12 protein-coding genes are annotated in these 12,690 nt (G+C 72.0%); 4 read left to right on the top strand and 8 right to left on the bottom strand.

Going from position 1 to position 12,690, the window contains the following annotated elements:
• Positions 1–70: 70 nt before the first annotated feature.
• Positions 71–994, top strand: a complete 924-nt coding sequence (locus ADK86_RS33815; protein WP_053700049.1) for a 5'-3' exonuclease — start codon at positions 71–73, stop codon at positions 992–994.
• A 69-nt stretch (positions 995–1,063) separates the two neighbouring features.
• Positions 1,064–1,921, top strand: coding sequence for a siderophore-interacting protein (locus ADK86_RS33810; protein ID WP_053700065.1), 858 nt, complete (start codon positions 1,064–1,066; stop codon positions 1,919–1,921).
• Between the two features lie 613 nt (positions 1,922–2,534).
• Here ADK86_RS33810 and ADK86_RS33805 read toward each other — a convergent pair.
• Positions 2,535–4,052 carry a PLP-dependent aminotransferase family protein gene (locus ADK86_RS33805; RefSeq protein ID WP_107088632.1) on the bottom strand — a complete coding sequence of 506 codons (1,518 nt, stop codon included), beginning with the start codon at positions 4,050–4,052 and terminating at the stop codon, positions 2,535–2,537.
• Between ADK86_RS33805 and ADK86_RS33800 the strand changes: the two genes are divergently transcribed.
• Positions 4,051–4,965, top strand: coding sequence for a methyltransferase domain-containing protein (locus ADK86_RS33800; protein ID WP_107088631.1), 915 nt, complete (start codon positions 4,051–4,053; stop codon positions 4,963–4,965). The genes ADK86_RS33805 and ADK86_RS33800 overlap by 2 nt on opposite strands.
• 115 nt (positions 4,966–5,080) lie before the next feature.
• On the opposite strand, the gene ADK86_RS33795 is transcribed toward ADK86_RS33800, so the two are convergent.
• Positions 5,081–7,900 carry a DEAD/DEAH box helicase gene (locus ADK86_RS33795; RefSeq protein WP_053700046.1) on the bottom strand — a complete coding sequence of 940 codons (2,820 nt, stop codon included), beginning with the start codon at positions 7,898–7,900 and terminating at the stop codon, positions 5,081–5,083.
• 270 nt (positions 7,901–8,170) lie between these two features.
• Here ADK86_RS33795 and ADK86_RS33790 point away from each other — a divergent pair, with 270 nt between their 5' ends.
• Positions 8,171–8,464: a hypothetical protein gene (locus ADK86_RS33790; protein ID WP_053700045.1), complete on the top strand. Its 294-nt coding sequence runs from the start codon at positions 8,171–8,173 to the stop codon at positions 8,462–8,464.
• Between the two features lie 125 nt (positions 8,465–8,589).
• Here the strand turns inward: ADK86_RS33790 and tatC are convergent, their stop codons facing one another.
• From tatC to ADK86_RS33760, 6 genes are all read right to left on the bottom strand, one after another.
• Positions 8,590–9,564 carry a twin-arginine translocase subunit TatC gene (tatC, locus tag ADK86_RS33785; protein WP_030595428.1) on the bottom strand — a complete coding sequence of 325 codons (975 nt, stop codon included), beginning with the start codon at positions 9,562–9,564 and terminating at the stop codon, positions 8,590–8,592.
• 62 nt (positions 9,565–9,626) lie between these two features.
• Positions 9,627–9,920 carry a Sec-independent protein translocase subunit TatA gene (gene tatA, locus ADK86_RS33780; RefSeq protein ID WP_030595431.1) on the bottom strand — a complete coding sequence of 98 codons (294 nt, stop codon included), beginning with the start codon at positions 9,918–9,920 and terminating at the stop codon, positions 9,627–9,629.
• Between the two features lie 207 nt (positions 9,921–10,127).
• The gene (locus tag ADK86_RS33775; protein ID WP_053700044.1) at positions 10,128–10,328 is read right to left on the bottom strand and encodes a hypothetical protein; all 201 of its coding nucleotides are present in this window, start codon (positions 10,326–10,328) and stop codon (positions 10,128–10,130) included.
• A gap of 63 nt (positions 10,329–10,391) precedes the next feature.
• Positions 10,392–10,652: a hypothetical protein gene (locus ADK86_RS33770; RefSeq protein WP_053700043.1), complete on the bottom strand. Its 261-nt coding sequence runs from the start codon at positions 10,650–10,652 to the stop codon at positions 10,392–10,394.
• A gap of 26 nt (positions 10,653–10,678) precedes the next feature.
• A complete protein-coding gene (locus ADK86_RS33765) occupies positions 10,679–11,629 on the bottom strand; it encodes a helix-turn-helix transcriptional regulator (protein WP_053700042.1) in 951 nt (316 codons plus the stop codon).
• Between the two features lie 21 nt (positions 11,630–11,650).
• Complete coding sequence (locus tag ADK86_RS33760; RefSeq protein ID WP_053700041.1) at positions 11,651–12,640, bottom strand: helix-turn-helix transcriptional regulator; 990 nt, start codon at positions 12,638–12,640, stop codon at positions 11,651–11,653.
• Between the last annotated feature and the right edge of the window lie 50 nt (positions 12,641–12,690).

The following is a 12,690-nucleotide window of genomic DNA, read 5'->3' as shown; positions in this document are numbered from 1 at the left end:
CCCGGCCCCGTGGCACCGGCCGCGCACGTCAGCGGGGGTACGGCATCATCGGGGTGTGACTCGACGCCTGATGCTCCTCGACACCGCCTCGCTCTATTTCCGGGCCCATTTCGGCGTCCCGGAATCGGTACGGGCCCCGGACGGCACCCCGGTCAACGCGGTGCGGGGGCTGCTGGACTTCATCGCCCGGCTCGTCCAGGACCACCAGCCGGACGACCTGGTGGCCTGTATGGACTTCGACTGGCGCCCGCAGTGGCGGGTCGATCTCATCCCCTCGTACAAGGCGCACCGGGTCGCCGAGGAGGCCCCGGCCGGCTCCCCCGAACCGGACGCGGAGGAGGTGCCGGACACCCTGTCCCCGCAGGTCCCGGTGATCGAGGAGGTGCTCGACGCGATCGGCATCGCCCGGGTCGGCGCCGCGGGGTACGAGGCGGACGACGTCATCGGCACCCTCACCGCCCGCGCCGCCGGGCCGGTGGACATCGTCACCGGCGACCGGGACCTGTTCCAGCTGGCCGACGACGGGCGCGGGGTCCGCATCCTGTATCCGCTCAAGGGCGTCGGCACGCTCCAGACGACCGACGAGGCACTGCTGCGCGAGAAGTACGGCGTGGACGGGCGCGGCTACGCGGACCTGGCGCTGCTGCGCGGCGACCCCAGCGACGGCCTGCCGGGCGTGCCGGGCATCGGCGAGAAGACCGCCGCCAAGCTGCTGGCGACGTACGGCGATCTGGCCGGGATCATGGCCGCGGTGGACGACCCCGCGTCCAAGCTCACCCCGTCGCAGCGCAAGCGCCTGACCGAGGCCCGCCCGTACGTGGAGGTGGCGCCGAAGGTCGTACGCGTCGCCGCCGACGTGCCGCTCCCGGACTTCGACGCCGCGCTGCCCGGCGAGCCGGCCGATCCTGAGCGGCTGGAGGCGCTCGCGGAGCAGTGGGGGCTGGGCGGCTCCTTGCAGCGGCTCCTCGCGACGCTGCGCCCGGCGGGCCTATAGGGCGCGACGCACCGCCCGACGAACTGTTAGGTTAGGTATACCTAACAAATCGTGGCAGGGGAGATCGTCGTGGCAGCAGAGCGTCCGGCCCGCAAAAAGGCCAAGCTCATTTCCGCGCAGGTACTGCGCACCGAACAGCTCACACCGCACATGGTGCGGGTGATGCTGGGCGGTGACGGCCTGGCGGAGTTCTCGGCGGGCGAGTACACCGACCATTACATCAAGCTGGTCTTCCCGATCCCCGGCGTGGACTACCCGAAGCCGCTGGACATCGCGGAGATCCGCGCCACCTTCCCGCGCGACCAGTGGCCGAAGACCCGCACGTACACGGTGCGCAGCTGGGACCCGGACGCGCGGGAGATGGCGGTCGACTTCGTCGTGCACGGCGACACGGGCCTCGCCGGGCCGTGGGCGATGCAGGCGCGTCCGGGCGACGAGGCGCTGTTCCTGGGCCCCGGCGGCGCGTACGCCCCCGGCGCCGAGGCCGACTGGCACCTGCTCGCCGGTGACGAGAGCGCCCTGCCGGCCATCGCCGCGTCCCTGGCCCGGATGCCCGAGGACGCGTCCGCGCACGCGTTCATCGAGGTCGCGGGCCCCGAGGAGGAGCAGAAGCTGGAGGCCCCGGCGGGCGCCGAGATCACCTGGCTGCACCGCGGCGACGCGCCGGTGGGCGAGCTCCTGGTCGAGGCTGTCCGTGCGCTGGACTTCCCCGAGGGGCGGCTCCAGGCGTTCGTGCACGGCGAGGCGGGCTTCGTGAAGGAGCTGCGCAAGCTGCTGCGCGTCGAGCGCGGGATTCCGCGCGAGGACCTGTCCATCTCCGGTTACTGGCGCCGCGGCCACGACGAGGACGGCTGGCAGGCGTCCAAGAAGGTGTGGAACGAGCAGATCGAGGCCGAGCAGGAGAAGACCGTCCCCGCCACCTCCTGACCCGTCCCGGCTCTCCCCCGTACGCTCCCTGCCGGAGGGCGCCCGCCGTCACCGGGCGCCCTCCGGAGCGTGGGCGGGATTGGGCGGACGTACGGCGGGTACGTGAACTGCGGGCCCGTCCTTGGGCGTTGACGCCAAGTGGCGGTAGCCCAGTATCCGCCGAGCCCGGCGCGACCCGTCCGCGGACCGAACGCCACGCCGTACGGCCCTGTCGTACGGCACAGTGCGACACGCCGTAACCCGCACAGCGCTCCGGGGCCGACACTCCCGCGCGCCCCGTGACGCGCACCCGGCGCACCGGCACCGCGTCCAGGTGGCCGGAAAGGTTCGAATGACGGTGCGGCGGCGCGTCTCCTTGCGGAGCGGTGGTCTCCGCTCCGCATGACCACGGAATGCAAGGCGGAACGCCCTCCTCCGGCAGGGGAATGCGGCCGTCCGGTGGCATGGCGGAGAAGTGCCGGTGGTCCGGTCGGCACTCCAGCACCGCAGGAGTACGTGGCCGAGGGCACGCACGGCGTGTCGGACCGGCGTATGCGCGGCGCGCGACACGCCGTACGGAAGCAGCACACCGGCCGTACGGAACCGACGCGCCGCCCGCTCCCCGGCACCCGCCCTACGCCAGCACCTTCCCGATGACCGCCACCCCTTCCTCGATCTCGGTCACCGTGCTGGCCGCGTAGCCCAGCACCAGCCCCGGCCGCCCGGGACGCTGGCAATGCCACGACAGCGGATGCACTTTGACGCCCCGGGCGAGTGCCGCGGCCGCCAGGTCCGTGTCGGCGAAGCCCGCGTCGAAGGTGACCGTCAGGTGCAGTCCCGCCGCGGCCCCCTGAACGTCGGCGCCCGGAAGGTGCGTGTCGACCGCCCGGATCATCGCATCGCGACGCGCCCGGTGGCGCCGGCGCACCTGCCGCAGCCGCCGCTCCAGCTCGCCCGTCTCCATCAGCTCCGCGAGCGCCAGCTGTGGCAGCGCGGCACTGCCCAGGTCGGTGAACCGCTTGGCGTCGACCAGCGCTCCGTGCAGCTCCGGCGGCGCCACGACCCACCCGGTCCGCAGCGTCGGCGCCAGCAGTTTCGAGACGCTTCCGGCGTAGCAGACGTGCTCGGGCAGCATCGCGCGCAGGGCTGGCACCGGCGGCCGGTCGTAGCGGTGCTCCGCGTCGTAGTCGTCCTCGACGATCAGTCCGCCCGTAGCGGTGGCCCAGCGCATCAGCTCCCGGCGCCGCCCGCCGCCGAGCACCACCCCGGTCGGGAACTGGTGCGCCGGTGTCACCATGACGGCGGGTGCGCCGCAGTCCCGCAGCCCGGCGACCCGGATGCCGTCCGCGTCGACCGGGACCGGCGGCGTGCGCAGCCCCCAGTACTGGAGGTGCTGGCGGGCCCCGAGCGACCCGGGGTCCTCCACCGCCACCTCAAAAACGCCTCGCCCACGCAGGACTTGGGCGAGCAGGCCGAGCGTCTGCGCGGTGCCGTTGACGATCAGCACCTCGTCCGGACCGGCCGCGATGCCACGGTTGCGGGCCAGCCACCTGGCGACGGCGCGCCGCAACTCCGGTGTGCCACGCGGGTCCCCGTACCCCAGGCCGGTGGCGGCCAGCGTGCCGAGCACCCGCCGCTCCGCGCGCAGCCACGCCGTACGCGGGAAGGAGGCCAGGTCGGGCGTGCCGGGGCTGAGGTCGATACGGGCCGGTGCCGCCCGTACCGCGTCGAAGACATCCGCGCCGGGCTCGGCGGTGAACACCGCGCCGGGCGGCGGCTCGGCGGCCGTACGCGTACGGGCGGGCGCGGGAGCCGGTGCCGCGACGGGCGCGGCGACGACGACCGTACCGGCGCGGCCCCGTCCGGCGGCGTGCCCGTCCTCGATCAGCCGCTGGTATACCTCGGTCACCACGCCCCGGGAGACCCGCAGTTCCTCGGCCAGCGTGCGGGTGGCGGGCAGCCGGTCGCCGACCGCGAGGCGGCCGTCGGCGATCGCCAGCCGCAGCCGACGCGCCAGCCAGTCGGACAGCCCGCCCGCGGGCGCGTCGGCCGCGTTGAGCTGGAGGAAGTCGGACCCGGACGGTATGGACCGGTCGGACGGCACGTCTTTGGACCTGGGCACCGGACCATTGTGCGGCCAGAGTGACGGCATGAGTACAGCAGCTACGGCGACGGGCGGCACCGGCGCCCCCGGGGACCATGACCGGGTTCCTCTCCAGGACCCCGGTTACATGCACGGCCGTTCGGACCACAACTCCCGTTACGTACACGGCTATTCGGAGCACGAGACCCGGCGGCTCACCGACCAGGCGGAAACCCTGGCGGCGCTCCTGCACGCGGGCACGGCATACCCGGCGGGCAGCCGGGTCCTGGAGGCCGGGTGCGGCGTCGGCGCCCAGACGGTGCACCTTGCCGCGTCCAGCCCCGGGGCACACATCACCGCTGTCGACATCTCCGCCGCGTCGCTGGCCCGGGCCCGCGACCGCCTGGCCACACGGCCGCACGCCGCGACGGTGCGCTGGCAGCAGGCCGACCTGACCGACCTCCCGTACCCCGACGCTTCCTTCGACCACCTCTTCGTCTGCTTCGTCCTGGAGCACCTGCCCGACCCCGCACAGGCACTGACGGGTCTGCGGCGCGTGCTGCGGCCGGGCGGCAGCATCACCGTGATCGAAGGGGACCACGGGTCGGCGTTCTTCCATCCGGACAGCGCCCACGCCCGCGCGGCCATCGGCCACCAGGTCCGGTTGCAGGCGGCGGCCGGCGGCAACGCGCTGCTCGGCCGGGAGGTGCAGCCCCTGCTGACCGCCGCCGGGTACACGGACGTCACCGTACGGCCGCGCACGGTCTACGCCGACGCGACCCGGCCCGGCCTGGTCGACGGGTTCACCCGCAACACGTTCATCGCGATGGTCGCGTCCGTACGGGACGACGCCCTGGCCGCCGGGCTGACGACCGAGGCCGAATGGGACCGGGGCATCCGCGATCTACGGCGTACGGCGGAGGAGGGCGGCACGTTCCACTACACGTTCTTCAAGGGAACGGCCGTCAATCCGGCGGGGTGAGGAGCGGGGCGCCGCACGCCGGACCGCGCGGCCCGAGGTGCGGTCGGACCGCGCGGCCGGACGTGCGGCCATGGCGAAAAGCGGCTCCCCGCCCCGGGGCAGCGCCCCCTTCACCTCACCCCACCGACGAGTACGCCACCACGCCGCGCAGCACCGCGTCCACGGCCTTGCGCGCGTTGCGCGCCACGTCCGGCGGTGCGGCGGCGGCGAGCTGGCCGAGGATGTCGATCAGCTGCTTGCACCAGCGCACGAAGTCACCGGCCGGCATCTCCGCCTCGCGCAGCACCTCGTCCAGGCCGAAGCCGGAGGCCCAGCGGTACGCGGCCCAGGCGAAGCCGAGGTCCGGCTCGCGCTGGCCGACGCCCTCCGCCTGGTTGATCTTGTGGTCCTCCTCCAGGGCGTCCAGCCGGCCCCAGATGCGCACCATCTCGCTGAGCGCGTCCCGCGCCTTGCCCGACGGCAGCTTCGGCGCGACCGCGTCGTCCGCCTGGCGCGACTCGTAGACCAACGCCGAGGCGCAGGCGGCCAGTTCGGCGGGGCCCAGCCCGTTCCAGACGCCGGCGCGCAGACATTCGCTCGCCAGCAGGTCCAGTTCGCCGTAGAGCCGCGCCAGCCGTCGGCCCTCGTCCGTGACCGTGTCGCCTTCCAGATAGCCGAGCTCGGTCAGCAGACCGCAGATCCGGTCGAAGGTGCGCGCGATGGTGTTCGTACGGCCTTCGATACGGCGCTCCAGCTGCCGGGTGTCCCGCAGCAGCCGGTGGTAGCGCTCGGCCCAGCGCGCGTGGTCCTCGCGCTCGTCACAGCCGTGGCAGGGATGCGCGCGGATCTCCGTGCGCAGCCGCGCGATCTCGCGGTCGTCGGCTGCCGCCGAGCGCTGCTTGCGGTGCCGCTCCGGCGCGATGTGCCCGGCCTTCGTGCGCAGCGCGGACGCCAGGTCGCGGCGCGACTGCGGGCTGCGCGCATTGAAGGTCCGGGGGATGCGCATCCGGTCCAGCGGCGCCACCGGCACCGGGAAGTCGATCGACGCCAGCCGCTTGACCTGCCGCTCGGCGGTCAGCACCAGCGGCCGGGGGCCGTCGTGCGCGTCGTAGCCGCGGTGCCCGTTGGTCCGTCCGGACGGCATGCCCGGGTCCAGCACCAGCGCCAGGCCCGCGTACTTGCCCGTCGGTACATGGATGACATCGCCCGGCCGCAGCTTCTCCAGCGCGGCAGCGGCGGCGGCCCGGCGCTGCGCCGCGCCCTGCTTGGCCAGCTCCGTCTCGCGGTCCTTGAGCTGCCGGCGCAACCGCGAATACTCCTCGAAGTCGCCGAGGTGGCAGGTCATGGACTCCTTGTAGCCGTCCAGGCCCTCCTCGTTGCGCTGCACCTGCCGGGAGATCCCGACCACCGACTTGTCCGCCTGGAACTGCGCGAACGACATCTCCAGCAGCTCGCGCGAGCGGTGCCGCCCGAACTGCGAGACGAGGTTGACCGCCATGTTGTACGACGGCTTGAAGGACGAGCGCAGCGGATACGTACGCGTACCGGCGAGGCCCGCGAGCGCGCCCGGGTCCATGCCGCGCTGCCACAGCACCACCGCATGGCCCTCGACGTCGATACCGCGGCGCCCGGCACGGCCGGTGAGCTGGGTGTACTCGCCGGGGGTGATGTCGGCGTGCTGCTCGCCGTTCCACTTGACGAGCTTTTCCAGCACCACGGAACGCGCGGGCATGTTGATGCCCAGCGCCAGCGTCTCCGTCGCGAAGACCGCCTTGACCAGCCCCTTCAGGAACAGCTCCTCGACGACCTCCTTGAAGGTCGGCAGCATGCCCGCGTGGTGCGCGGCGATCCCCCGCTCCAGCCCCTCCAGCCACTCGTAATAGCCGAGAACATGCAGGTCCTCGTCGGGGATGCCGGCCGTCCGCTCCTCCACGATGGCGCGGACCCTGGCCCGGCCCTCCTGGTCGTTGAGCCGCAGCCCCGAATACAGGCACTGCTGCACGGCGGACTCGCACCCGGCCCGGCTGAAGATGAACGTGATCGCCGGCAGCAGGCCCTCCTGGTCCAGCCGGTCGATCACCTCGGCGCGGCCCGGGGTCCAGATACGGCTGCGCTGACGCCGCTCGCGCTCCCGGTCCGCCTCGCGCTGGTTGCGGCCCCGGCGCTTGTCGCGGCCGAACGTCGGGCGGCTGTTCTCCAGCCGGGCCAGCCGCTCCAGATCCGGATTGACCTCGCGGCGCCCGGCCTTGCCCTTCCCCTGGCCCTCGCGCTCCTCGAAGAGGTCGTACATCCGGCGCCCGGCGAGCACGTGCTGCCACAGCGGCACCGGGCGGTGCTCGGAGACGATCACTTCCGTGTCGCCGCGTACGGTGTCCAGCCAGGCACCGAACTCCTCGGCGTTCGAGACCGTCGCGGACAGCGAGACCAGCGTGACCGACTCGGGCAGGTGAATGATCACCTCTTCCCAGACGGCGCCCCGGAAGCGGTCGGACAGATAGTGCACCTCGTCCATGACCACATAGCCGAGGCCGGCCAGCGACTGGGAGCCCGCGTACAGCATGTTCCGCAGCACCTCGGTGGTCATCACGACCACCGGCGCCTCGGAGTTGACGCTGTTGTCACCCGTCAGCAGCCCGACCCGGTCCGCGCCGTGGCGCCGCACCAGGTCCTGGTACTTCTGGTTGGAGAGCGCCTTGATGGGCGTCGTGTAAAAGCATTTGCGGCCCTGCTCCAGGGCCAGGTGGACGGCGAACTCGCCCACGATCGTCTTGCCGGATCCGGTCGGGGCCGCGACCAGCACTCCCTTCCCGGCCTCCAGAGCCTTGCACGCATCGATCTGGAACGGATCCAGCGCGAAGTCGTACATCTCACGGAAGGGGGCGAGTGCGGTGGCCTGCTCCGCCGCCCGCAGCTTGGCGGCGGCGTAGCGCTCAGCAGGGGACATGTCCTCGGTCATCGTGCTTACGAGCCTACCGGCCACCTCTGACAACGAGCCGATCATTATGGGTGGGCTTTACCGGGGGGCTCCCGTCGGTCAACCCTCTCTTTCACGCCGAAGTGGCCCACCAGGCACTCCAGCCCCAAAAACAGAACAATCACCCTGTTATCCTCTTGGTGATCATCCCGCGGTACGGCGTTTCGTCCCGGCCTGCACCGTTGACCAGGTGCACCGGTCGCCCACCGCACAGATAGACGGGGCGCTCGGCGCCCCGGACGGAGGGGAAGAATGAAGAAGATCAAGGCAGCGACCACGGCCGCGACGCTCGCCGTCGTAGCGGTGGGCCTCCCGATGGCCGTGGCCGCACCGGCCTCCGCCGCGAGCTCGTCCGTCGCCAAGTGCGTCACGGCGACGTGGTACCCGAGCAAGAACGCGGTGAACATCTACAACGGCTGCAAGAACACGATCAAGGTGCAGGTGGACGAGCGCTGGTGGTGGGACAGCGACTGCATCACGATCAAGCCGAAGAAGAGCCACTACTACAAGGGCACCGGCACCATCCGCAGCATCAAGTACTGCTGATGTGATGCCTGCCGGACGCTTACCGCCAGCGGCAGGCCCACATGAAAGGGGCGGGGAGCCCAGCCGGCTCCCCGCCCCTTTCCGCTGCCCTCCCGGGCATCACGCCAGGTCTGCCCTCCCGGGCATCACGTCACGTCGTCGTACCCGTTGCGCCGCCGCGCCCGGTCGCCCGGCACGTCGGTGGCCGCCTGCTCCGGAAGCATCCGGTGGCCGGTGACCGGCTCGACCTCGCCGATGTCCTCGGGCGTCAGGTCCAGCTCGGACGCCTCGTCGTCGGCGGGGCCCTCGGCCAGCCGGCGCTGCCTGCGGGAGTCGTTCATCATGGCGATCCCGACGGCCGCGAAGTACAGAAGGCAGATCGGCGCGGCCAGCGCGATCATCGTCAGCGGGTCGGTACTCGGAGTGGCGATGGCCGAGAAGACCGTGATGGCCATCACCATGCCGCGCCACCAGCCGCGCATCCGGGCAGCGCTCAGGACGCCACCGAAGTTGAGCATCACCAGCACCAGCGGCAGCTCGAAGGACAACCCGAAGATCACGAACATGCGGGTGACCAGGTCGAGCAGCTTGTCCAACGTCAGCAGGTTGTCCACGCCGATCGGCGTGAACTCCAGCAGCACCTTGGCGGTGGTCGGCAGCACCGAGTACGCGAAGTACGCGCCGATGAGGAAGAGCGGGAAACCGGTGGCGACGAAGCTGAGCGAGTACTTCTTCTCGTTGCGGTGCAGGCCGGGCGCGAGGAAGGCCCACAACTGGTACAGCCAGACCGGGCTGGCCAGGATCACGCCGCCCATCAGGGAGACCTTCAGGGCCAGCGCGAACGGCCCGAGCAGGTCCAGCATGACGATACGGGCACAGGTGCCCTTCTGCTGCTTGGCGAGGTCGGTGAACAGCGCATCACAGCCGACCGCCTGCAGGATCGGCTTGGTGATGAAGTTGATGATCTCGCCGTAGAAGAACGCACAGACGATCGTGGCGATCAAAATGGCCAGGACCGACTTGGCGAGCCGGTTGCGCAGCTCACGCAGGTGTTCCACGAGCGGCATACGCCCCTCGGGGTCCTTTTCTTTGCGGTTCTTCTGAAGGGCAGACTTGAGCACCCCACGTCCTCATCTCGTACGAGAGGCAGTGGCCGACACCCCTGCCCCGTCCGGGCCCTCGGTCAGCGCTTGGTGCTGTCGGACGGCTGGGCGACCGGCCGTCCGCTGTTCACGTCGCCGGGAGCGGCCTGGATCGTCCGGGGGGCTTCCTGCTGGCCGTTCGGGTTCGGCGGGTCGGACGGCGCCGACTGCGAGTCCGTGCCCTCCGACTTCATCGCCTTGGCCTCGCTCTTGAGGATGCGTGCGGACTTGCCGAGCGAACGAGCCATGTCGGGGAGCTTCTTCGCGCCGAACAGCAGCAGGACGACGACGAGGATGAGGAGGATCTCGGGAACGCCGATCTTTCCACCGAACATAACTGTGTACCTTCTCACCGAGGCGGCTGGGGGTTGGGGCTGCTCGACAGATCGGACATATGTCCGTCCGCCGCGCCAGCAGCGATCGTAACGCGCGGCGGCGAACGCTGGACAATCTCCGCGCATACTCCCGGTTGCGGGCCGGTGCCTCGCTCTTCGGCCCGCTTCAGCAGCGTACCGGTCGCGCGTGCGACTGAGCAGAGCGCGTCATCCCTTTACGCTCCCGCCCCGGGCGGCCAGCGGCGTTGCCGCGCGCTCCAGGTCCTGGGCGGCCCGCTGGATGCGCTGCGAGGTCTCTCCCACCTGGCGGGCCAGCCGCCGTACCTCCACGAAGACGCGGACGGCGAGGACACCGAGCACGGCGAGGCCGAGGAAGCCGAGGGCGATGGCGATCATGGGCCAGAGCATGGGACGAGCCTATCGGGGCGGGTGGGACGGACAGGGCAGGCGGGCAAGCGGCAGCGGGGCGCGTCAGCCGGAGTGCAGTCGCAGTGTCCGCACCCCGCCCCCCACAAGCAGTTCGACGATCCGCTCCCCCGCCGGCTTACGGACGGGGCTGCCGCAGTCCGGGCAGGTGAAGGAGTAGAACGTGGTGCGGCGGGTGGCGCCGATGGCGAGGCGGAGGGCGTCCGAGGAGAGCTCGAAGCTGCCGCGGCAGTCGGGGCAGGCCGCCTTGAAGAGCACCGGGCCGGTCAGGGTCGTGGTCATCGCGCCCGCCGTGGTCGTCGTCATCGTTGCCGCCCGCCCTTTCGCCGCGCCTACTCGCCGTACGCCGCTAGGGCCTGCTGGGCCGCCTGCCGCGCGCTGTCCGCGAGGGCCTGCGGCGCGACGATACGGCCGTCCCGGCCCAGGCGCAGCGCGAGCCGCCGCAGCGAGGCGGGGTCGGGGGTGCGCAGGGTGATGCGCAGGCCGCCGTCGGGCAGTTCCTCGGCGCTGTCGTGCGGGTAGTACTCGGCCACCCAGCGCCCGCCGGGTCCCACCTCGACGACGACTTCGGGATCTTCGGCGGCCGGCTGCACCAGCCCCTCGGACAGGTCGCGCAGTTCGACCGGCGGCGGGGCGGCGGGGGCGTCCAGGAGTTTGATCTCGGCGACCCGGTCGAGCCGGAAGGTGCGGCGCGCCTCCGAGAGCCGGCACCACGCCTCTACGTACGTGTGGCCCACCGCGAACAGCCGGATCGGGTCCACCTCGCGCTCGGTCAGCTCGTCGCGCGCGGGCGAGTAGTAGCGCAGCCACAGCCGGCGCCGCTCGGCGATGGCCCGGTCGACGTCGGCGAAGACGCCGCCCTCGGACTCGAAGGTGACCGAGACGCGGGAGCTGGCGCCGGCCGCCTCGCCCGCCGCGGCCTCCAGCTTGGCGGTGGCGCGCAGCAGCGCCTGCCGGTCGCCCTCGCGCAGGCCGGGCAGGGTGGCGACCGCGCGGGCGGCCACGAGCAGGGCGGTGGCCTCGTCGGCGGCCAGGCGCAGCGGTTCGGCGACGTCGTCGGGGTTGTGCCACCAGATGCGGTCGCCGTCGGTGTCGATGTCGAGCAGGTCGCCGCCGCGGAAGCTCGTACCGCACATCGGCAGTACGTCGAGGTCGGCGATCAGCTCGTCCTCGGTGATGCCGAAGGCGCGGGCGACGTCGGAGACCCGGGCGCCGGGGCGCTCGCGCAGGTACGTCACCAGCGACAGCATGCGCCGGGTCTGGTCGATCGCGTTCGTAGCCATGGAGTGTGCGTCCCGTCCCTCTCAGCCCTTGGCCACGGCGCGCAGCCGGTCCACGACGTCGGCCCGCAGTTCGGCGGGTTCCAGCACCACCACGTCGGGGCCGAACTCGACGAGCCAGGCGTCGAGTCCGTGCCCGTAGGGGATTTCCAGCTCGTCCCAGCCGCCGCCCAGCTCACGGACGGTCAGCGCGCGGGCGCGCAGCGGGTAGCCGTGGTCGGCGCGCAGTCTGATGCGGGCGGTGCCGGTGGCGGTCTCGCCCGCCCAGCTCTCCACCGTCTCGCGGACGGTGACGTGGTCGGGCACCTCGGCGGTGAACTTCCCCTGCCGGGAGCGGACCTTGCCGGTGATACGGGAGAGCCGGAAGACGCGTTCGGCCTGCCGGCCGCGGTCCCAGCCGGCCAGGTACCAGTGGCCGCGCCAGCATTCCAGTATCCAGGGCTCGACCTGCCGCTGCTCGGGGCGGGCGGCGTTGGACTTGCGGTAGTCGAAGACCACGGGCCGGCGGTCGCGGCAGGCGAGCATCAGGGGCTCGAAGGCGGCCTCGTGGGCGGGGATACGGGGCTCCAGGGCGCTGTGCGGCTGCTGCGCCTCGAAGGAGCCGTCGTCCTCGAAGGGCATGCCGGCCGCGCGCAGCTTCTGCAGGGCGCCGCTGGCGGCGCCGGCCAGCCGGGCCTGCTGCCAGATCTTGGCGGCCAGGCCCAGGGCCGCGGCCTCGGCGGCGTCCAGGGTGATCGGGGGGAGGCGGTTGCTGTCCCGGCGCGCGAGGTAGCCGGTCTCGCCGTCCAGTCCCTCGACGGTCTCGATGACCAGGCCCAGTTCGCGCAGGTCGTCCTTGTCGCGCTCGAACATCCGGTTGAAGGAGTCGTCGCTGCCGGTGCCGCCGTCCCCGGTGCCGAACGCCTCCACGTACGCCTCGATGGAGGCGCGCAGTTCACGCTTGGTCAGCGGGCGACGGGTACCCAGAAGGCACAGCGCCAGATTCATCAGCCGCTCGGCCTTGGCAATGGCCATCGACGCCCCTTCTTGTCGGACTCCCGACCGATGACCGTACCGCTCCGGGG

This window comes from Streptomyces sp. NRRL F-5755 (assembly GCF_001279365.1).
Lineage (GTDB): Bacteria > Actinomycetota > Actinomycetes > Streptomycetales > Streptomycetaceae > Streptomyces > Streptomyces rimosus.
Note: the sequence above shows the minus strand (reverse complement) of the source record. Positions and strands in the feature narration are given on the sequence as shown.